Origin of the sequence: Bacillus mycoides, assembly GCF_001757995.1 — a bacterium.
Taxonomy (GTDB): Bacteria; Bacillota; Bacilli; order Bacillales; family Bacillaceae_G; genus Bacillus_A; species Bacillus_A mycoides_B.
Genome location: NZ_LXLV01000027.1, coordinates 47,946 through 70,650, shown reverse-complemented (window position 1 = coordinate 70,650; position 22,705 = coordinate 47,946). Strand labels below are relative to the sequence as shown.

Here is a 22,705-nt window from a genome sequence, read left to right as displayed (position 1 = left end):
TATTAATCTGCAATTTCATTTTCACGATTCCATTTCTTATTTCTCCACCTTTTTATCATTCTGTGACCGAATAATAACAACGTGTTTAAAAAGACTGCTACAAGGAACATACAGCCTGCAAACAGCCATACATTCATGACATAACCTTCCATTCTAGTTGCTTCTGTAAGAACACATATAATTGTTTTTGTTCCGACGGCATTTCACGAACGGCTTGAATTTCTTCGGTAGATAACGAAATAAAAATAAGCTCTTTTGAATCTCCTTTTTCTGCCCAAACACCCTTGTAATCAATGTCTACAATTTCTACAATGTTTCCCATTCCCTTTCACTCCTTTCGTTCTCAAAACAAGAAAGAGGGCTTTACATGTACCCTCTTTCATTTCTAGACATAAAAAAATCACTTTCCGTTTTCTCAAATGAGTAACAAAAAATGATTCAATCTGATTTTCCTGTTATAAAATTTTTCATCGTTCCATTTCCTTTGTTTCTTTTTTTCTACTTGATTTCTTTGTAGCCTTCGCCTGCTCTACATGACCTTGTGCAATAGGCTCACGTTCTATTCCTTTATTATTGTTTTGATTTTGCTTATCATTCAATGGCTGATATTTTTTATCCATATTCATTTCCTTTGAAGTTGTAGACTGATTCACCGTTATTCCTTCTTTCCCAAGCTTCTCATCCACCTGGTTTTCTAATTTCACTACGTGTTCCTGGCTTACCAACTCATTATCAATCGAAACATACTTTGTTGTATAATATCGCTCTTCAGCTTTTACACGAGTGACAATACTATCAATATTATCTGGTGTTTCTTCATATTGTGAACGTCTGTATGCTTCGTATTTCCGGCTTAAATCCTTATCTAGAGTAGCTGACTCTTTTTCTTTTGAAGGTTGAATTTGTTGATCTAAAGAAGCAATAGGTGCATATCCTTCCTTCTTCATCTCTTTATACAATTCCACTTCTTTTTCATTAAATGAGGGATCTTTTTGTTCTTCCGCTTTATCAACTAAGATTCCATATCGTTCATCTTTTACAATTTCATCTAGACTCATATTTGCATCCTTTTCATAAACAACAAATGACAAGTTTCCTCTCCCATCAAAGATAGAACTTTGAACCTTTTCATATAAATCTGGTTTCAAAATGTTATCTAAATAGACATTTTCTCGTTTCCCGTTCTTTTCCATTAGAGAAACATATAAATCGTCCCTATCTGTTTTATCTTGATTCCATACAGACAAATAATTTATATCTTTCGTAACAGCATCCATCATGTGGATTCTTGCCAGTTCTTCATCTTGTATACCGTTTGCTAATACTTCAATTGTAACTAAGTGGTTGGGTGTTTCTTTCAATCTTTCTAATGTATTTTCCTGTGCTTTTTCCAGCGGTATTTCTTTGTTATTTCTATGATTCACCACCTCATCTCGTAACGCTTGCTTCACTTCATCTGATAGATACCTTTTCTCGTTTAATACTTGTTCATACGGAGTCTTGTAGTCTCCATCTCCCATATCCAAACGATCCATACTCACAAGCTCCATTCTCCCAAAATCCCTATCTACTTCTTTAGGAATGGCGATATGGTAACGAGTTTTATCATATGGTACATATTCATCTCTTTCTCTTGCTTCCTCTTTTGCTTTTTCAATATTTGAAATGACTTCAGACATTTTTTCATTGGCTTCTCCAAATGGGATCAATTGATTACTTGTAAAATTCCCATTTTCACTCCATTGAATTAACATAGTTGGACGAGTAATGTCATTCTGATTTAGTGCTGCATACTTTTCTTGATTTGCCTCGTTAAACGCATCTATAAATTCTTTATCACTCAATTTTTCTCCACCTTCTACAGGCTCAAACACTCGATTTCTATCTACTTGCTCCCTTAACTCTGCAACAGAAACAAGCTCTTGTGTCGTATTACTTAAACTCATGTATTCCACCAATAAGATATTTTTTTCATCCTGTTTTTCATTTTTATTTGCCATACCTTCCACCTCTTTTTCTTTTGTTTTTTCTTTTTCCTTTTCTAATTTGTTTTCAATTGTCTCAATAAATTCAATGGAAGTTTCATGTACTTCTTTCAACAACTTCGTTTTATCTTTCATTTCTTTTCCTTGTGTCCAGCTCGCCAAATATCCTAACGAATATTCACTTGTATCAATCCCAAAATAAGAAGAAACGGCATAAGCGGTCATTTCTGCTTGAAACTCTTTTTCTGGTGCTGTGTAATTCATATGCGTCTCTGCTGTATGAAGTTTAGCGTGTGCCAATTCATGAAGAAGAGTTTTTACATTTTGTAATTCACTGTTTCGTGGATTCAAAGCGACCTCTTTTGTTAAGGTATAGCTCACACCTTTTGCGACGCCCAGTTCTGATTTTGGTGCAATGATTTTCACACCGTTTTTTTCCGCAATGGCTTCCATTCCTTTGTACAAACTCTTATAATCTGTAACGCTTCCTTCTAGCCAACGATTCGGAAAAATACGAGGTAGATCTTTTGCTGTTGCGCTTGTTTGAGACACATCAAACACATGGCCAACAGCAAAATATAAACGACCAGGTTTCACTTCTACGCTTTTAGATTCAATTTGTTTTTTCTCTTCCTCATTTGCTTTAGTTACTGTTTTCCAAGTGCCTTGTTTGTCTTTAAATTTAGCTATAGTTCTGTTTGGAACAAGGATCTGGATTCCTTTCTCACCCTTCTTAACCGCAAACCCTTTTTCTTTCCAAAAAGAAAAGGAACCTACTGCCCTGGCTCCTTCAAATTGACTCTGTATTAATGAAATATTAGATGGTGAATAGTGATAAAACTTTGCCATAAACGATAAATAATCTTTTAAGTCTCCCGGTGTACGAAAATAGCCTTCTATGCTTTTTTCCATCTTTTTTGTTAAAGCTTGCACCGCTTCTTTCTTTTCTTCCGGTGATTTTGTTTGATACTTTTTCTTATAATTTCTACTCATGATCTTCTCCTACTCTTTCGCTAGCTCTTTGCAATTCCTCCATGTCTTCTTCATTCCATCTTTCATTTGTATCAAAGAAAAGCGCATGTGTTTTTACGTTAACCGGAACTAACATATTCTCTTGATTCATAACATGAACTGCAAGTTCTTCCTCTTGTTCTCGTGTAATTTTGATTGTTAGCTCTTCCTCTTTTACAAGTAAAACAAGTTCACCTTCTCCAATTGCTTTAATAACTCCTAATGCAATATCTTCATGAAATAACAACATCCTACTAACCTCCTATTTTTTTATAAAAAGAAACAATGTAGCTTACGTTACATTGTTCTTTGATGCCTCATGATCTATACGTTTTTGTCTCGCATGACTAATCCGTTCCGCTACGACTTCCTTTGCCATTTTCACGCCACCGACTTCTATTTTATCCGTAGTAATAATACTCTCTAAATCTAAGTCATTGGCAAAAAAGTATCCATTCATTAATTCAATTAAAACTTGTGTATTTCTATCCGCACTATTTGCACCAAGACGAATTTTTGTTAGCTCACTTTTTAATATGTCATGAAGGTTTTTAGAAACAACCTCTGAAATATAATTCAATGACCATTCTGTATTTTTTGATGCTTGATGTTCCATACAAATTTTAGATATGGCATCACCAGGATGTGTAATATTATTTTCCTCCATATACTCTTGAACATAATGATGGACGTTTTCACTCAATGATAACTTCATTCGTACCTTTTCATTCCCCATAATCTAACCCCTTTCGTTTTCATATGCATTTTCCCTTTGCATCCGCTCATAATACTTTTGGTTTTTCCAACTTTCATATTCACTTTTAAAAGCACGCTCCACTTTCTTCATGGAATACTGTATAGATACATTCTGTTGAAATTTTTGAAACGGCTTTGATTTTTTCATGTGATGGATTCTCTTTTGTTCTTTATCGTATGCCTTCATTTCTTGTAAAAAAGCGTTCCCCATTCTTTTATATAGGTCATTAATTTTATTCGTCTTATAATTTTCATATTGCTTCTTATCATATTTTCCTTCTCCATATGCTTCTTTAAAAACTTGCACTTCTTTATCTAACTTTTGAAGAAACTGATCGTAATCTTTTTTATGATGATGTTGAATATATCTCCTGCTTAATTCATCAATTTCCGTCTTCAATGGCTGAATTGTATTGTAGCTATATTGCCACTGTCTTTTATCACTTGGTAACTGTTTATAGATTTGTAAAAACAATGGTTTCAAATGTTGATTACGCCAATCAAAAACGGAATCCTCTTTTTTACTTCCCACCATATTATTTCGAATCAAATCATTAATTTGTTTTTGTTCCTGCTTACGATCTAACAAATTGTTTACGACTTTTCCCCTCATCGCATCCAATGTTTTGGGTTTTCTTTTGCCACGCTCTCTCGTTGGAAATGGTTCAACAGTTGCCACATGAATATGAATGTTATCCGTATTAAAATGAATGGCTGCCGACCAAGTAGAACTTTTTTCTAACCCCTCCCTTTTCTGCATTTCCTTCATCGCAAGCCGTGTCACATCCATTAACTTTTTTTCATCTAATATTTTTGTTTTCTCATCATAAATGCCTTGTTCCTCTAGCCAAGGATTATGAAAAGAAATGACATCTTGCCACATAATACTTCCATTTTCATGAGCGGTTTTAAACATTTCCTTTAAGGATTTTTTCTCACTTTCTGATAAACGATTTGCGTGTTCCGTAAACAGCGCCGATGTCTTTTCTGGATTCCCCATATATTCTTGATACGTTTCAAACATTTTCGGATTCAGTTTCACTTCACTTTGTGCTTCTTCTCGGTCTACATACTCAATATAGTTCTGAAAGGCATGCGAACTCGGCAATACAAATTTTGTTTTTAAAACAACACCTGGCGTGACTGAAGAGTGAACAGGAACGGCATTACTCATTTTCATCATCCTGTGTCATGAGTTGTATAAACTCATTCATTTTCTTCATTTCGGTATAACAATCATTCATCATATGGATGTTCTTTTGGATGATATTTTCTAATTCCATTTCTCTTTTATTTTGTTGCTGAAAAAATGCCAGCATTTCAATTTGGTCTTTCAAAAATTTCTGCCTGGATAATCCTTTCCTCTTTGCAATTTCATCTAGTTTCTTTACGGCAATTGGATCTACTTCTCTAATTCTAATTTCCACTTTTCCCTCTCCTTTCTGCAATTGTGGGTAGAGATCAAAAAATAGTGAGAAGAGCATAAGGGGTTTTTGCCCCCACCGAGGGTGTGGGGCTAGGCGGAGCCTAGCAAAACGATGGGGGCAAGGAAAGAGGTTGAATGTCCCCGTTACGTCCCCATATTTTTTGTTAATGTCTCCATCACGTCCCGTTATTTTTTCTAAATGTCCCGTCCGTGTCCCCTTGCTTTCCCTCAATGTCTCCATCATGTCCCTATGTCTTTTTTCAGTTTTTATTAATTTCTTGTGCCTTTTGCTCTAATTTTTTGATCTTATCTCGTGCAATTTTTTGTTCTCCTTTAAACAATTCAATGTTCTTTTCTGATGATTTTATTTTGGATTCTAGAGATGCTATTTTCGATTGCGTTTCCGTTTTTTCCGCTTCGGTTTGGTACTTCATTTCATCTTTCAGTTCTTTCACTTTCTCAAAAACTGTCTTCCCATTTTCTTCTTCAAGCTTGATTGCTTTCCCATAATTTTCGATCTTTGTTTCAATATCTTTTTTGTCTCTTTCTATAAAATCTAACTCATATGTTTTTTTATTTTCAGCTAACAATTCATCATTTGCTTTTGTTTTTCTTTGATCGGTAAAAATCGTCTGAACAAGTTTATTGGGACTCTTTGTACTTGTATTTTCTTCTTCGTACTCGTTAACATCTTGTGTAAACTTCCGAATATCCATTTGTTCTTTTTCACTGTTTTTATTGTAAATATCTAAAGCTAAAGCTCCCCAATTTGGAGATAATTCTTTGACTTCTATCACGTAATTCCCGTTCTCTTCATACAACACTTTGACAGGTAATTGAACACCTGGCTTTCCTTTTTCTTGTGCCTTAAACGTAAAGCCAGTTTCCTCATATCCTTCTATCCGAAATCGAATTTCTATGAAGTTTTTATGTGGATTATACTCCCTTTTCTCTACAATCAATTTTCCCATCCCCGACAACTTGATTACTTTATTTGTTTCCGTATGGAATAGTTTTTCATCGTTCGGCATGTAAATTTTAGATGTCAAGAAAGCGAAAAAACCGATAAATAGAAAGCTGATAATTGCTAGGTAGATCCACGACTTATTTCTTCTCAAATTGATTCTTTCACTCTTCTTACTGATTGCACCTATCACACTCTCACCTCACCTTTTTTTGTTATAAGACTTTCATATTGAGCTCTTCTACACTTGTAACTCGCCATGTTTCCTTTTCCTTTTTTATGATGATTCGCAACACATTTTTGACTTTTTCTTCTCGATTTTGTGTTGAATCCGTCGTGACATTTATAAATTCAGCTAACACATTTACTTCCTCTTGATCGGGTTCATTTTCTTGTAAATAAAACTTCATTTCTATTGGCTTCGTTTTATAGTTATCTCCTAATTCGTATTTATCAGTCGGATAAAATTGTTGTAAAAGTTCTTCACTCATAATGGATTTTGCTTTTTCTTTCCGCTCATTATAGCCTTCTTTTTCTCGATGAAAGGATAATTGAATAAACGTTTCGGCTGTCGATAAATACGCTCTTCTCTGTTGTTCTTGTGCGGAAGGAAGTACCTTATCCAGTCGTTTCTTTAAATCTTCATTCTGTCTTGTTAGTAATTCATTTGAAAGTTTTAGCTGTTTTTCTTTGCCATCACTCATTGATTTTTTACTCAAATAGATATTAAAAACTGTCACGCCTATTACTAAAATGACAAACACAATAAACAAAAATTTCCGTTTATCTTTCATACTTACAGTCTCCTATTCTTTCGATTTTTAGAACCTTCTTACATGACCAGAAAAGACTTTTTTCCAATACGGATTATTTAAATCTTCAATGGAAACTCCCTTATTTGTTTGGCATCCAATGAAAGTATTTTTATCAATTAAAATTCCAACGTGTCCGTCATGCTTGTAGGTATCAAAGAAAATAACGTCCCCTGGTTTCATATCATTTACTGATACTGTTGTACCAATTTTATTTAATGTTTCTGTGCTTACAGCTCCCATTGGACTTACATTCATCCCTACTTGTTCGAATGCCCAGCGCACAAAACTACTACAATCAAAAATCCCTCTTGCAATGTCATTTGTGTTACGTCCACCACCAAATACATAAGTAGAGCGTCCTATCCATTGACGACCTACATCGGCAACTTTTGAACCACTACTTCCACCACTTCCTGGATTTCCTCCACCACCAGAAACGACAGAACCCGGCTGATAATATTTCAAAACGGCATCAACATACAATATATCGCCATAACACGCTTGATACGGTACAGCTTCTGGTCTAAGGCAATGATACATACCAGTGTGAGCTACTTTTTTGTATTGCTCCTGTGAGAACTTTATGGCTAATTCTTTCGTATACTTGCCACCATTTGAATTAACAAAGTCAAAAAATCCTGTTCCAAAATTGTAAGCTTGAAGTGCTGTTTTGATATGATCCATGTCCCCTGGACTCGTTACACCGGCTCGCTCTATCGCATGTTTAAATTCCTGTACACCTGCCCAAATACTGTAATCTGGATCAGTAATACAGTTTGGTGATTTACAATATTTCGTATTAAATGCCCCTTCAGAACTTTGCATCGGATCACTACCACGTCCACCACTCTCTTGCATCATTTGAGCAAGCATTAAAGCGACAAACGGTTCCACACCAAACTCTTTCGCATGCTTCCGAATGGTTGGCTCCCATTTTAAAACTTCGGGCGAAACATTCATGACTTGCCCTTCACCTGTATACGTAATATCACCTGTGTCTGTTCCACTATCGCTCCCCATTGCTGCAATGAAAATACTCACGACTCCAAGAAAAAAGACCCATCACAATTAGTGCTAAAGTGATGAGCCATTTCTTTGGTATAATCTTTAAAACTAGATGCATGGTATTAAGCACCTCCCCCGAATAACATCAATTCTTCGTCCGTTACTTCTACATGAAAGTGAATGTTTTTTACAGCCCCAATACTTAAAATGACATCCCCTGTTGGCAAATGTGGAATCGCTGCAATTTCACTTTCACTTAACTGTCCAGCAAATACTTTTCGTAACATATCTAAACTATTGTTATCTTGTTGCATGATAAATTTGTACTGTGTTAACTCAAATAGTACTTTGATATCATCAATTCTTGCTTGTGAAGAACCCTCTGGTACAAAGTCTCGGATGCTGTGACTTGCATATAAAAGACCAGCGAAATATTTTCTATCTTCCCGACTAAATTTGATTAAAGATCGTAACGCAACAAGATGGGATATTGAAGAATGTGTGCAATGGTTTCAATTTAATAAAGCTGAAATCAGCAATCCTGCACATTTCATAAAGATGTTTAATCAAAAAGCTAAACAGAATCAAGAACGTAGAAAACGTAATACCCAAAGGACAAGCTCGCTTTTGGGTGCAACTAATAATCGTAAGTTTGTTTTCTTTAATTTTTTAGAAGAGAACAGCTAAATTTTTTTAAAAATCCAATGACAATTGGCCTTGCTTAAAATAATCATATACAGCAAGGTTATTTATCATGTCCTCTTATAGTTTTATAGAATCTTAGTATTTTTCAACACAAAAATCTTCAATAGCCGTGCTCGTTTTTTGTGAACTGTTATCAGTTTCCGGGTAACTCTACTATAGAAATTACATTTAATAGATACTGAATATTCATTTATTTACCAATGGATTAACTTTGAAATTTACTAAGCTTAAATCTTCAATAGCTTGCTGCAGTAAGTATGAACGATCAAAAATTAATTCTAATGTTTTTATTTATTTTAATTTCTAAAACAAGATTTATTAAATATAGTATTCTATATTTTTTGTCATTTCTTTAGAAAGCTTGGCATATTTTCAATATACAAAGGGAATTTTGTAAACTTCAAATGGTTTCCATAATTTTTATAATTTAATTTTGGATGGTTCTGATACAAAATTAAATTATAAAAACATAGAGTAGAAATTTTTTCTACATTTCTAGCTTATGAAGCTAAACCAAACACTTTATGAATAAAGTGTTTTTGATCTTAGACAGACTTGTTCGACAAAATAAGTTTTCTTTTTACTCTAATATAGGTTTTATCGACTCCTCATGAGTTGTTTGTTCATTTAAGATGATATTGTATTGTCTCTTCTAATTAAGGCCTATATGGATAAACTCAGCGTATAATTGTTGTCTGAGCAATTAATACATCTCTTCCCTTTAGTTCATACTGATAATGCTTCTATTTGAACTAATTCTCCTTTTCATACTGATTACACATCTTTTATAAAATAATACCATCAGTATCTTCAAGTATTTAAATTTATTTTTTACTTAGTGAAAGACTATTACCTTTTAGATAATCAAGAGATGCGCATTTTTCGGATAGTACGTTAAAACCTAATATAATATATAACTTTTATATAAAAAGAATATAAAGATAAAACTATTATACTTATGAAAAATGGCTTACAAACTCAGTAATAACAGTGTCTGCAAAGTTATAGAACCATAAAAAATCGAAAAAAACACTTATTGGAAATGTATTTATTGCGTTTTACGTCGCTCTAAATATACAAAATATCATAAAGTTGAATTACTTAACCTACATATAATCAGCATCATTTTGATGCGTAGAAGTGTATATAAGATTAATGGTAGTCTAGCTTAAATTAATAACATGATTTCCACATACGCTATAAAATAACCCACATTTTATTAACATTTAGAAGTAAGTTATAGACATAATTCAGTAAATCCACATTATTAACAAAAAACATTCTGATTTTAAGTAGATTTTTATATAAAACGTTTATAAATGAATCTTTGAGCTATTTTATTGTACACATTTGGACAATATTATTAAGATATCCACTGAATTTATATATATATTTACGATTTTAAGTAGATTAAATCCCGGAAAGAGAACAAATATTCAGAAAAATGTAAAGTGGAATTGTGAATTACTGAATATATTTTAGGAATTTTGTATGGAAGTGTATAAAAAAAGAGAGGTATTCTAACTCAAATTTAAGAATCTCTCTCTTTTATGTTTGGATAGTAGGAAAATAATTTCTAATTTCAGCACGAATAGCCCCCCGTCTTTGATTTTTCAAAAAAGGAGAGCATGTAATTTTACGTTGCAGGAAGCAGCTGATCTACCGTGCATGGTGTTTCACTATTTTTACGGTAATAAGCTTCTAAGGAATGAAGAAAATCGATTAAATTAAAGTCTTTAGGAACTTCAATTACGCGGATTTTTTCCTTAGGCAATCTATCTATTTTTTCAATGAACAGTTCGCGAATATCACTTGGAATATGATGTTCTTTATGGCCATGAGATTTTAATAATTCACGAATTTTAATTTCTAATGCAATATATGCGTTAACATTTACGCCTTGCTCAAAAGCATACTTCCTAAATAGTGTTTCTTCTTGATACTGCATATAATTACGATGGTATGCTTCTTCAGTCACAGGAACCGCATATGTAGCATGAAGAAGGTCATGCGCTTTACAGAATAACTTCTTAACATTTTGCAATGAATATATAGCAAAGTGAGTACCAAATTTAAATAACGCATCTTCTTGCTTTTCTTTCGGTACATTATGTGTAATCAGAGAATAAATACCTGTTTTAGCAGCCGTATCTAATACGCGATATTGAGAAGACTGCTTTAATAATTTGCTTAGTGTATAAACAAGATTTTTAGGGAAACCCTCTTGTCTATCAATCATTTCGCGTAATCCACGAATCACTTGGCGGATTTGACGATGACAGGAATGTTTTAAGACATTTACAAATTGGTTTATATCTTTTGTAAATTCTGCAATATTCATTTCAACTAACGATTCTTCAATGAGCTTAGCTTTACGTTTATATGTAAGTCTTGGTGTAAATGGATCGCGATACTCTTCCCCTACTTCCTTATTACACAAGAAATCAGGGTGTACAGATAAATACAGTGTTGTATACTGCTTTTTATTCTTTTTCCCTTTTTCTAATTTGCAAATTTTAAACAAAGAAGATCCAGTAGCAGTAGATTTAGTTGTTAATTCAGCCATTACAGAACGTATCTGATGTGGGTATTTCTTATGTAAGAAGCGATACATACCGCCAAAATGAGTCTGTTGTCCTTGTTCATCAAATTTGTATAGTGAACGTTTCAAAGTAGTTTCTCGTTTTTGCTGCATTGCGATATCAATAAATAGCTTTTTAGCAGCAATGGATAAATCGAAGAACTCTTTTGTAAATACAATTGGGCTGATAAACGTGTAAGGATTCGCTTTATTCGTTTCCTTGTTCATAAAATCAGTTAATGTAATTTTATATTTACCACTGTACTCATTCTCAATTTCAATGATGTTGTGTAAGCTAAGCTTTTTCAACGCAACATAGAATTGTGAATGATGAATATGTGAAAATGCTTCTTTATAGTTTTTGTAGTCCTCCCAAAGCATGTGAATGGAAACATGAGAAAGTTCACCATAGGTATTACATTTTTTATGTAGAAATAGAAATACTTCTAGATCTGCATTAGTAATACCATATAGCTTATGCTTTCTACCATTTGCTTTAGTGAAGAGATTTTTCATTTGAAGTGAAAAAGATGGTTTGGCTTTTTCAACAAACCCTTCTTCATCTGCAATTCGTTCCTCGTAAGACATTGAATTTACGATATCTTCTAGATATGTATCTTTAAAGCAATAGTATTTGCCTTCTAAAGCTTCCACTAATTTTTGCCATGCTTTAATTGTTACTAATACTGGAGTTGTTGTTTCACCATTTAAACTACGTTTGTTCTTTATAACGAAAGGTTTAGCCATCTTTTTCACCTCCTCTTATTATGAGTTTCAGTTTTTACCTAAATAGGATATAAAAATTCAATTTTGATTATATCAAATCGAATCTTGGTGAAATGTGTCTCTTTAAGAGGAAAATCAAAAATGTGAAACGCAGCCTCATCCTTAGAGGCACAAGGGATTCAACGTTTCACAAAAAAAATCTTTTGGCCACCATAAAGCTATAAGGTATTTTGAATATGAAACGTATCTGAAATTAATGAAACAGCACCTAAACCTTGATATAATAGGTTTTTTAGTGCTTTGGGTTAAAAGTTGTTGCCACCATATAGCTATAACGTTTCAAGTTTTGAAATGACTAAATAATGTGTAGAATTCATTCATAAATGTTGTGGTATAGCCTTTTCATGTTAATTTACGTCAAAGGATTATTGCCATCATATAGCTATATACGTTTCATGTTTTTTTTAGATTGTTGCCATCATAAAGCTATGCCGTTTCATGTTTGAAATCAATGTTTCATTGCGCTTGAAATGTACCTAAACCCTTGTTACATATGGATTCATAGGTTTTTTTAAAAAAAAGTTGTTGCCATCATATAGCTATAGCATTTCATTGGGATTTTTTAGTTTTTTTAAGGAATGGCTTTATATCAATGTTTAGCACTAATTTAAATAAAAAATATTTTTTTTATATGAACAGATTTTAGTGCGTTAATGTTTCATATTTAAAGAGTTGTTGCCAACATATAGCTATAACGTTTCAAGTTTTCAATAGTACCTGCCACAATGTAGCTATGATGTTTCATAAAAGTAAAGGTATTCGTGTCGCTATATGGAATAACGTTAATTCTTGTTAAATGAAATCCAAAAATTCATTGGTATTTCTTGTTCAGAATATACTTGCCATCATAAAGCTAAAGCATTTTAAGTTTTCAATAGTAACTGCCATAATGTAGCTATAGGGTTTCATAAAAGTAGAGGTATTCGTGCTGATATATGGAATAACGTTAATTCTTGTTAAATGAAATCCAAAAATTCATTGGTATTTCTTGTTCAGGATATACTTGCCATCATAAAGCTAAAGCGTTTCAAGTTTTCAATAGTAACTGCCACAATGTAGCTACAGGGTTTCATAAAAGTAGAGGTATCTGTGTCGAAGTAAGAAATAACGTTAATGCTTGTTAAGTGGAAATCAACAGTTTATCGGTATTTTTTGTTTCGAATATACTTGCCACCATAAAGCTAAAACGTTTTAAGTTCTAAGGAGTACTTGCCACAATGTAGCTATGACGTTTCATAAAAGTAAGGGTATTCGTATCATTGTATATAATGATACGAATACTTTTTTAGATGAAACCAGCAAATCATCGATGTTTCTTGGTAAGAAAGTAATTGTTATCATATCGCTATAATGTTTTATTTCATTTGTAAGAAAAGGGACAATTACGTTTCACTTTAAAAGTATGATTTACACTATTTAATGCCAAATGGGTTTCCCGCATAAAGTAGTAATTTTACAAATAAGTACAGTCTTATATAATACAAGTACAAGAATGTTTACTTGATAGGACAAATACTGTTCGATAAATCATTTCTCGATATAGATTATTCTGATAACGTTTCAACTTATATGCTATGTTGCCACCATATAGCTATAACGTCTCAAGTTCTATAATTTATATTTCTAATTGGTGGGAATTTAGTAAGGAGGTTTTTAATATGGAGAAAGTATTAGTGTTGTTTAGCGATGCCCTTTTACTTGCTGCTCCAATGTATGAAAAGAACACGCAGCTATGGGAAAAGTGGAATAGATATTATGAGGAAGTACAAGGAAATCATGACAAAGTAGTAACTTCAGCTAATATATCCCCTTCATTTTCAGCACTTGTCTCTTGGTTAGGTCAGAAACAAGAACAAGGGATTTCATTATTGCACATATATGCAAATCTAGATAAATATAAAATTGAGATTCGAAATGTACTCGATAAAATAATAGAGCAAGAATTTGGAGGTACATCTGAAGAAGTTGAAACGGCTATAATATCTAATACAACAGATGAAAAGTTAAAAGAGCATTCAATTGATCTACAAGAGGATTACTATCCTGTAAGTAATGATGCGGTATATTATCAACTACGAGATGGTATAGCCAAGAATCACTTTGAAGAAGATGAAGTAGGAGCAGTACCTGTTTTACCATTAGAAACTAAAAATACAAGCGGAGTTGCTCAGCTATCATCACACAAGGATGAAGATTTAAGGCTAGTAAACACCAATGAAGCAGAAAGATGGTCAATACTAGTCGATGGTGTTATTAGTAACATGGATGATCTTACCGCAGACTGTTTAGATACAATTACAATACAGTGGTTGAATCAAGCGAAATCTCCAGATGATTTTATTGATTTCAGCTATGAAAATGTACTAGATATGTGTAATATTCCAAAAGCATCAGCAAATGGTATAGAGTATTATCGTGCAGAAGATAAAATTAAAATTGCACAACGTATAGCTGCTTTGGCGAGTATTTTTATTTATTTAAATGACGATAATGAAGTCGTGGTTTTAAATGATCGTGCAGAAACTGGTGAGCAATTTGAAATGAAACGTGAAATAATTAAAAGACTTTTCGTTTTAGATTCTGTAGTTCTTTGGAGAGATAAAAATACCAATGATTACGTAGGTATTGAATCTTGTAGAATAAAGCCAGGTAGCTTTTTGTCGATGTATTTATACGGATCTAGTAGCACAACAGCGTTATTATCTAAAAAAGCATTGGAGTATAATAGTTATCGACACAAATTCCATAAGCGACTAATTCGCTATTTATCTTGGCAATGGAGAATTCGACAACAGTACAGTAATTTAAAAAGACCATATTCAATTGATGGAGAAAAAGGACTATTGTCTGTTATGGGGATTAATATAGCTAAGGGACGCCCCCACCGTATTCGTGAGCAATTAGAAAATGTATTAATAGATTTAGAAAAAGAAAAAGTTATTTCACATTGGGAGTACGCTGAGGAAATTGATGAATCAAGAATTGGAGAACGGAACTGGTTTAAGAATTATTACTCAAAATTAGGAATCATCATTTTACCCCCAAAAGAGTTAATGGATAATATCGGGAGTTTGGCAAAGAAAAAGGTAATTGATACTCCGGATAAGCAAGAAAATAATGTGATTATAAATACGATAGCTCATAGTACAGTAAGTACTGAGGAGCTAATTAGAGAGAAAATTATGCACCAACATATGCATCAAAATAGAACAATGCGCGAAATAGCAGATGAGTTAGGCTTATCCCCTGCTACACTATCAAGATTCTGTAATAAGAAAATGAAACGCATCTCAAACAGTGTTAATGATAAATTAACCAAATGGTATGAAAGACAAATGATAATCGAGTCTATGTAAGCAAAAAAGAGGAAACCACTTTGAAAATGGTTTCCTCTTTTTTAAGGCTTGTTCAATAATTCTATTTATAAAAATTCGCTCCTTTTTATTGACGGAAAATTCAAACTTGTTATATAATTTTTGGTATTACCAATATCTTTAACATGTATTACCATAAAATAAAGGGGAAGATGGCTTGAAAGAAAAGGAACGCTCCTCAGATAAAATTGAGAATGAATTAATTAGATCCATATTAGCTGGTGTTTATTCTGTAGGAAGTACTTTACCGCCAGAAAGAGAGCTTGCGAAAGAATTTGGTGTTGGTCGCCCAACTATTCGTGAGGCGCTTCAACGTTTAGGAAGGAGTGGATGGATAACAGGGAGAAAAGGAATGCCATCGATTATTAATGATTATTGGAGCAATGGTAATCTAACGACACTTATTAATATGGTTGAGAATCATCATACCATTACAGATGAATTTATTATGTATTTATTAGAATTTAGAAGTTCGTTGACTCCGACTTATATTCGCAATGCTGTTACGTTTAATCAACCTAAAGTGGTTGCTCTCCTTGCTAATCTTGAACAACTTGAAGATAGTGCAGAAAGCTATGCAGCATTTGATTGGGATTTGCAAAAAAGGTGTGCTGGGCTTGCTGCCAATCCGATCTTTCTACTCATTTTAAATAGCTTCGATTCCATTTATGTAGATATGGCAAAAAGGTATTTTTCTGTAAAAGATTATCGTGAGTTATCCTTCAACTATTATCACGACTTATTAAAAGCTGCATTAAAGGGAGATGCAATTGAAGCGGAAAGATTGTGTAAGACAACATTGGAGAAAAGCTTGGCTCTCTGGAAAGATAGAAAAAAATAAAGAAAGCTGGAGGTGTGATAAATGAAACTAAAATATTTTAAAGAATATTTTTCCTATCCTGATATTTTGATCATGAGCTGTCTTTTCCTCACTAGCTTTGGATTTATGATTTTACATTTAACCTCTATCGGAATTTGGGGTGCTTTTATTTTGGGAATGATTATGTATTCCTTAGCTGAGTACGCTACTCACAGGTTTATTTTTCATCTAAAGCCACCAAAGAATGCATTTTTATTAAAAATGCTTAAGCGCCTACATTATGACCACCATACAAATCCGAATGAATTACATTTATTATTTTTACCCTTATGGTATAGTGTGCCAAACATTGCAATTTCAGGAGCAATTTTTTATTTTCTTTCATCCAGCTTTGTCATGACAAACGCATTTATTGCAGGTATTATGCTCTTTTTATTATTTTATGAGTGGAAGCATTATATCGCGCATCGCCCCCTTCAACCAATATCACCATGGGGGCGATGGATGAAAAAAGTTCATTTATGGCATCACTTCAAAAATGAGAATTATTGGTATGGTGTTACGAATCCAGCCTATGATTTTCTCATGGGAACCTTTAAAGACCAAAAGGATGTTGCCCAAAGTAAAACTGCTAAAAATCTAGAAAAACGTGGTGACCAGAAAATAGAATTATAAAAAATAATCCATAGTCATCATCCTGGAAATGTCGAATGAATCTTGCAGCTTCGACATTTCTCAGGGAGTGACAGGCATTTTTTCCTATTGAATAGTAAGCTTGGTAATAGATTGCATAAGGCTCGTTTTAAAGTTTTTCTTACCGAAAAATGCACCCGCTTTTTTCTCTATTTCTCTTAGCATTTCTTCATTTTTCACGAAGTGTTTCGCCGATGCTATCTATAATCTGTATCGTGTTTGCCCCAGTGATTTCTTTAGCGACTCATTCCAGAAGAACCTTCGTATCAAAAGAAAATTTTCGCGCAAAGCTATGGCACTTGAAAATATTATTGCGGAGAAACTCGGAATATTTAGCCGTGAAAGCACGACGAATACAGCCCCTCATCATCTTTTTCATCTAGATACCTTTTTAACCAAATGGTGCAATGTTTTCATGTTTTTAATCGTGGACTTGCATACTAAAAAAATAAATGCCCCTATCCGTTTTAAAGATATATTCCTCATAACAGCATGCATAATAATCTTCTGTTTCTAATTTAGCCCAATAAACTTCTTCAAGTTCTTGTTTAAATTCATTCAATAACTGTTCTATTATATATTCCTTCGATGTCAATCCATGTAAATCATATCCATTTGGTATTGTACCAAACCAAGATGCTTCTCCATCAGGGTATTGACAAGTAAGGAATTCTTTTTTCCATTCTTTCAACTGTATGAGTTCTATTGTGTCATTATTAGTAGCATGTGTAGCCATTTTTGCAAGCTTATATATACTTTCCTGCTTATTTTCTGATAAAAGAGTAAGCTCATAATAATTACTCACATGTAGTCCTGCATTAACTTTAGCAAAATCGCTTAAAACTTTATTTATTATTTTCATGTTTAAATCTCCCTAAATTTAAAGATTCTGCAGCTAAATATTAACATATAGCTTTAATAGCTAGTTATACTTTCCTGTTAGTGTAATAAGAAAAAACAAAGTGTAGATAATTTTGATTCATCTTTTTTATACATAGTTAAACTCTTTCCAAAACGGTACATCTTTGTTTCAAATCAAAACTTAATAACCATTGCTAGGTTTGTCGGTTCCATTAAACAAAATTAGTCCATTTAAAATTTCTTTACATCCTGATGTATCCTGAGAAACTTTCCATTTTGTCAGCAATCCCCCCTCTTCCTTGTCAGGATATACACCATTTCTAATTTCTGGAACAGAACTAATCGTCATTTGATCTATCTATTTCTTTGTTAACTTGATAGCTGTATTACAGTAATATGTATAATTCAATTAGTACATCTATACTGAAATAAAAATATAATAAATTTAGTTGTATTAATTAATATTATGACTCTACATGTTAATTATAATGATGGTGTACATATGAGATTAACAAGGGAATGTGTAGAACCTAACACTAGAAATACTGAGTTTACAAGTATGTGAGTTAATAAGAAAGAAGAGAACTTATAACATGACATTGACAGATCTCCTTTATCAATAGATATAAATGGTAGAAGAAATGTTAATAAATAAAAATGAATAGAAAGATCTCTTTATTAAACTAGTAAGTTCATATCAAACCATTTGATATGAAAAAAGCAATGATTTTTAATATTATATACACCCTTTGCATACACGGCTTATATATAGACTGTATATGTGAGCTGTGTATAAATAAAATGTGTTAAATATGTTAATATGAAATTGATATATAAACTACAAAACCTTTGTTTTTAAAGGTTTATATATACAGCTTATAAATAGGGCTTATAAATACAGTTTATAGATAAAGCGTATGGATAATTTGTGAAGTTCTTTAACTTAAAATGTTTGTGATTTGATATTTTTTATAAAGGATTATTCAAAAGAATGTCAAATTAAATAATGAATTTATAGTTTTATAGACGGTATTGTTAATTACATGAAACTTATAATTGACATATACAACATACATCGTACATATACGTCGTATAAATTTGTGTTTATATATCAACATCTCAGCCTACTTTAATACTTACACGCTTTATATGTAAGTGCTATATATAATGACTTGATATACGCTTTATATTAATGTAATATATTCGTAGGAATAATTAACCAACGTTTTAAGGGGGAGGAAACTTGAACGAGGTATTGAGCGAAAAGTATAAAGTAATTAAATTTCCTGATGAAGTTGTGAACATGTTTGCAGACATTCTTGAAGAGGACGAAATACTTTATAATGTATTTCATTACATAGGATCTGAGGTAAATAAACAATACCAAGAGACGAAATATATGAGAGGTATCTCAATAAATGAAATAGTAGGTAATGTTGTAATTGATAGGAGAGTTAAGAAATTAAAGGGAAAATCGTACTCATTAGAGGTTGAACGAACCAATATATCAAGAAGATCAGCTGAAGTAAGGGTTAGTACATTATCTTCAATGTCATTGATAACTGAAAAGATTATGCATCCTTATAAATTTTTAATCTCAACAATTAGAGGACAACAGGTGTTAATTGAACTAGGAAGACGTAAACAAACCAATTGATAAGAAAAAGGAGAGATAAAATAATGGCGAAGAACTTTCTGAAAAACGAAGTAGCAGTAAAAATGACAATGGTTGGTTTTGGTCAGGCCGGAACTAGAATGGTAGATAAATTTGCTGAATATAAGCATACGGATGGAACATCTGTGTACAACTGCCTTGCCCTAAATAGTAACGATGGTGATTTAGCCGAATTAAAAAATGTGCCTACAAGTAATCAAGTATCACTAAAATTAGGCGGACTAGGGAAGAATCCAGAACGTGCTGTAAAAGTACTAGAATCAAATGATGAAGCGAAAGGAAAGTTAAAAGAATTCATCACAGAGCGTGTAAGACCAACAGATGAATTGGTTCTATTTTTTGCTGGCTTAGGCGGTGGAACAGGTACTTCTACAATTATTAAAGCAATTGAAGAATTCTCGGCTTTTCATAATAAACCTGTAATCGCTGAAGAACTTAAAAGTATGGCAATGAAAATTCCTAGAGAGGAATTAATAGCAAATCAACAAAAGTATGCAAAAATTGCATTCAGTAATGCAATTGAGCGTAAAGATTTTATTAAAATGGGTATTGTTGTGACACTCCCTGTAAGAGCCGATGGACCTGATGTACTAAGACAAGTAAATAAATTCTCTCAAGAGATTTGGAAGTTAGCAAATGACCCAGCAAAAGGTGTTGCATTCGTTGTTTTCGCAGATAACCAACATTTCTATGATGAATTTAAGGGATTAAACGAAAATGAGAAAAAAGGTATTGCTAATTCACGAGACTATGCAAATCAGCGCATTGGTGAAATCATCCATGAATTAAATACAGCTTCTAATGGCGCAGGAACATCTGTTATTTTAGATTCACAGGACTTTAAACGTATTTTATTAGAGAAAACTGGTTGTCTAGTTATTAATAAAATTTCCCGCAATATGAATCAAATTGAAAATAGTAAAGAAATAGTAGACATGTTCTCAGAATCGTTGAAAGGAAGCTCTTTCCACCATCCTATAGAGTTAATGAAAAAGAACGATGATGGTGAGCTGGAGGCTTCTAAGGTGCATCATTTTGGAATGCTTGCAATTCTAGATGAACAAAAGAATATTGATGATTCATTTATGGATGATGCAAAAGTAGAAGTTACAAATACATTACCAATCAACGGTACGGTATTTAATGGGTATTTAATTAGTAAAAATGATTTTATGGGCAGTGTGTACACGTTCTATAAAACTGATGCATTACCGTCTCGTTTGTCCAAAGGGTTAGTTGAAGAATTCAATGAATTTAAAGAGAAGCAAAACCAAATTCAGTTTAAAAAATCCCAAATTAGTACAATTGAAATGCAAGATCAAGACGACGATTTCAGTATTAATTTCGGTGATTACATCGATATGGGAACAAGTAATGAGGAACCATCGGCAGATACTGAAAATGATGAAGAATTAGCTGCATTTATGGATCCAGATAAAATGTTTGGTACATCAAAATAATAAAAAAGAGGCCTGGGAATATCCCGGGCCTCTTTTTTATTCGGATGTCATAATAGATTTCATATACTCTATCATATTTTCGTTTAAATAATTCTCTATAAATAGGTGTTTTTTTGCTAAATCTTCCTCTTTTTTAAACCAACCAACTTTTTTCATACGCTCTTCCTCAGGTTTTTCATTCCAAAGTTTTTCAGCTTGTCTTCTTAATTCTTTACGAGCTCTATGTTCAATTATTATGTTATCCAGTCTTTCTTGTCTTTGGCGTTCTTTCATAGCAATTGGATCTTCAGGCTGAGGTAATGCTTTTAATACATTTTCAAATTTCTCTTGAAATTGTATTTCGATGTTTTGTAAATGTGCTTGAACCTTTTGTTCCACCAATTTTTCGATTGTCTCAGCTGCGTCCTGAAAATCAAATTGAGATAATATTTCATTAGAGTGATTTTCAGGAGATACTGGCCTTAGTTCGAATTGATGCGGTAAAAGTTCGATTATGGCATCTAAAGACCACTTTTCATCCCTTTTCTGCTTTATGAAAAGAGCTATATTTAAATCTAATGAATTATATAGCTTTTCATTTGTATTATTGGTTCTAAGAGTCCCGTGCAACCCCTTCTCTTCTAACGTATTAAACCAATTATAAACAGTATTATGGTGTCTACCTACTAACTTAGAAAACTCTGTTATTCGCCAGGCTTTTTCAAAAGCGTCTTCGTGTAATGAGTTCTCATCATCTACCATGGTTTGTTCTGAGTGATTTTCCTGCTTAATCATAGTATTACCTCCTTAGCAGTATGTAATTTCGCTGATAAATGACATTAACATGAAATGTGAGATTGATATGTTAAGTGTTTTTCGACGGTACTAATAGGAATCCCTTTCTTATCTGGAATTAACATGAAAGATAACATTAACATGTTATACTCGAAGTGTTAACAGAACATTAACAAAGTGTTATCTATCCTCACCAAATGTCGATGTTTTGTTAACTGGGACTTGAAATGCATCAATGTTATATAGGATAAATGAGGTACCTTTGTCACCCATATCCTTATAAATGGTTGCTATGAGATTGACAGTGTTATTCACATAACATTAATGATAAGTAAATATAACCGATTTGTAAATAAATTATGAGGATATAGCATTAAACTTTCAAAAATAATAGGTATAAATATGGTTAAAAGGGTCCATATTATTAATAATTGTAGTATGAGCCTTTTCCATAGATAACACTCGAGAATATATAACGGATACCTGTTTGACTAATAGAGTGTAGTGTCTCTTTTTAACTGATTCCAAGACTAGTAAATTAATTTTAGATAACAACTATTATAGGTTTATATGAACGTTAAATTCTAATAGTTAGTCGAGTTATTGACTATTAGTAGTTTGAAACACTACAAGGTACCATTCGCTTTGTTGTTGAATAGCTGTAATGCTTAATTTCTAAGTGTTTGCGATAAAGAAAAAAGTTTTATAGTAGGATCTATTCAGTCTCTAATTATAAGCAATAAAGACTGATGTGAATCTTGGTTTATTAACGCTTATATTAATAATGACCTATATCTATCGATGTTTTGTCAATGTCTTGTCATCACAATAACCAAGAATGGTTGATATGAGATTAACAATCTTATCATTCTGAGGATTAACATGTTAATGTTTATTGATATGTTAATCTCATTAATGATGAGTATTCTGATCCAATTATGTACAATGCCAATCTCATGTTAATACTTACAGGAAGGATTTCTACATTTAAAATAACGATCCTTTAATTATTCG

17 protein-coding genes and 3 pseudogenes are annotated in these 22,705 nt (G+C 32.6%); 6 read left to right on the top strand and 14 right to left on the bottom strand.

The window, feature by feature from the left end:
- Positions 1-2 precede the first annotated feature (2 nt).
- The 11 genes and pseudogenes from BWGOE10_RS33705 to BWGOE10_RS29885 form a co-directional block, all read right to left on the bottom strand.
- Complete coding sequence (locus tag BWGOE10_RS33705; protein WP_257209056.1) at positions 3-137, bottom strand: hypothetical protein; 135 nt, start codon at positions 135-137, stop codon at positions 3-5.
- Entirely contained in the window at positions 134-322 is a 189-nt protein-coding gene (locus BWGOE10_RS11525) for a hypothetical protein (protein ID WP_070146038.1), read from the bottom strand. Before BWGOE10_RS11525 ends, BWGOE10_RS33705 begins: the two co-directional genes overlap by 4 nt.
- A 145-nt stretch (positions 323-467) precedes the next feature.
- Positions 468-2,978, bottom strand: a complete 2,511-nt coding sequence (locus tag BWGOE10_RS11520; protein WP_070146037.1) for an LPD25 domain-containing protein — start codon at positions 2,976-2,978, stop codon at positions 468-470.
- Positions 2,971-3,246 (bottom strand): hypothetical protein, encoded by a 276-nt coding sequence (locus BWGOE10_RS11515; RefSeq protein WP_070146036.1) that lies wholly within the window; start codon positions 3,244-3,246, stop codon positions 2,971-2,973. Before BWGOE10_RS11515 ends, BWGOE10_RS11520 begins: the two co-directional genes overlap by 8 nt.
- 42 nt (positions 3,247-3,288) lie before the next feature.
- Positions 3,289-3,732, bottom strand: coding sequence for a hypothetical protein (locus BWGOE10_RS11510; protein WP_002166613.1), 444 nt, complete (start codon positions 3,730-3,732; stop codon positions 3,289-3,291).
- A 3-nt stretch (positions 3,733-3,735) separates the two neighbouring features.
- Positions 3,736-4,926 (bottom strand): MobP2 family relaxase, encoded by a 1,191-nt coding sequence (mobP2, locus tag BWGOE10_RS11505; RefSeq protein WP_070146035.1) that lies wholly within the window; start codon positions 4,924-4,926, stop codon positions 3,736-3,738.
- Positions 4,919-5,179, bottom strand: coding sequence for a hypothetical protein (locus BWGOE10_RS11500; RefSeq protein ID WP_070146047.1), 261 nt, complete (start codon positions 5,177-5,179; stop codon positions 4,919-4,921). Before BWGOE10_RS11500 ends, mobP2 begins: the two co-directional genes overlap by 8 nt.
- 259 nt (positions 5,180-5,438) lie before the next feature.
- A complete protein-coding gene (locus BWGOE10_RS11495) occupies positions 5,439-6,335 on the bottom strand; it encodes a hypothetical protein (protein ID WP_070168347.1) in 897 nt (298 codons plus the stop codon).
- 22 nt (positions 6,336-6,357) lie between these two features.
- Positions 6,358-6,936 carry a MerR family transcriptional regulator gene (locus tag BWGOE10_RS11490; protein WP_070142975.1) on the bottom strand — a complete coding sequence of 193 codons (579 nt, stop codon included), beginning with the start codon at positions 6,934-6,936 and terminating at the stop codon, positions 6,358-6,360.
- Positions 6,937-6,963: 27 nt separating this feature from the next.
- Positions 6,964-8,080, bottom strand: a pseudogene (locus tag BWGOE10_RS11485) (lysozyme family protein).
- 4 nt (positions 8,081-8,084) lie between these two features.
- Positions 8,085-8,438 (bottom strand): annotated as a pseudogene (locus BWGOE10_RS29885) (type IV secretion system protein VirB4); the annotation flags it as partial.
- 1 nt (position 8,439) lies between these two features.
- Between BWGOE10_RS29885 and BWGOE10_RS33375 the strand changes: the two are divergent.
- Positions 8,440-8,649, top strand: a pseudogene (locus tag BWGOE10_RS33375) (Replicase RepFR55); the annotation flags it as partial.
- 1,654 nt (positions 8,650-10,303) lie between these two features.
- On the opposite strand, the gene BWGOE10_RS11475 reads toward BWGOE10_RS33375, so the two are convergent.
- Positions 10,304-11,995, bottom strand: coding sequence for a hypothetical protein (locus tag BWGOE10_RS11475; protein WP_070142972.1), 1,692 nt, complete (start codon positions 11,993-11,995; stop codon positions 10,304-10,306).
- Positions 11,996-13,692: 1,697 nt separating this feature from the next.
- Between BWGOE10_RS11475 and BWGOE10_RS11470 the strand changes: the two genes are divergently transcribed.
- From BWGOE10_RS11470 to BWGOE10_RS11460, 3 genes are all read left to right on the top strand, one after another.
- Positions 13,693-15,390 (top strand): AraC family transcriptional regulator, encoded by a 1,698-nt coding sequence (locus tag BWGOE10_RS11470; RefSeq protein ID WP_070142970.1) that lies wholly within the window; start codon positions 13,693-13,695, stop codon positions 15,388-15,390.
- Positions 15,391-15,565: 175 nt separating this feature from the next.
- Positions 15,566-16,249 carry a GntR family transcriptional regulator gene (locus BWGOE10_RS11465; protein WP_070142968.1) on the top strand — a complete coding sequence of 228 codons (684 nt, stop codon included), beginning with the start codon at positions 15,566-15,568 and terminating at the stop codon, positions 16,247-16,249.
- A 21-nt stretch (positions 16,250-16,270) separates the two neighbouring features.
- On the top strand, positions 16,271-16,903 hold the full coding sequence (locus tag BWGOE10_RS11460) for a sterol desaturase family protein (RefSeq protein ID WP_070142966.1): 633 nt from the start codon (positions 16,271-16,273) through the stop codon (positions 16,901-16,903).
- A gap of 439 nt (positions 16,904-17,342) precedes the next feature.
- On the opposite strand, the gene BWGOE10_RS11455 is transcribed toward BWGOE10_RS11460, so the two are convergent.
- Entirely contained in the window at positions 17,343-17,783 is a 441-nt protein-coding gene (locus tag BWGOE10_RS11455; protein WP_070142965.1) for a hypothetical protein, read from the bottom strand.
- A 1,242-nt stretch (positions 17,784-19,025) separates the two neighbouring features.
- Here BWGOE10_RS11455 and BWGOE10_RS11450 point away from each other — a divergent pair.
- Positions 19,026-19,439 carry a hypothetical protein gene (locus BWGOE10_RS11450; RefSeq protein WP_070142963.1) on the top strand — a complete coding sequence of 138 codons (414 nt, stop codon included), beginning with the start codon at positions 19,026-19,028 and terminating at the stop codon, positions 19,437-19,439.
- A gap of 23 nt (positions 19,440-19,462) precedes the next feature.
- Positions 19,463-20,917, top strand: coding sequence for a cell division protein FtsZ (locus tag BWGOE10_RS11445; RefSeq protein ID WP_070142961.1), 1,455 nt, complete (start codon positions 19,463-19,465; stop codon positions 20,915-20,917).
- Positions 20,918-20,953: 36 nt separating this feature from the next.
- Here the strand turns inward: BWGOE10_RS11445 and BWGOE10_RS11440 are convergent, their stop codons facing one another.
- Positions 20,954-21,691, bottom strand: a complete 738-nt coding sequence (locus tag BWGOE10_RS11440) for a terminase gpP N-terminus-related DNA-binding protein (protein ID WP_002150985.1) — start codon at positions 21,689-21,691, stop codon at positions 20,954-20,956.
- Between the last annotated feature and the right edge of the window lie 1,014 nt (positions 21,692-22,705).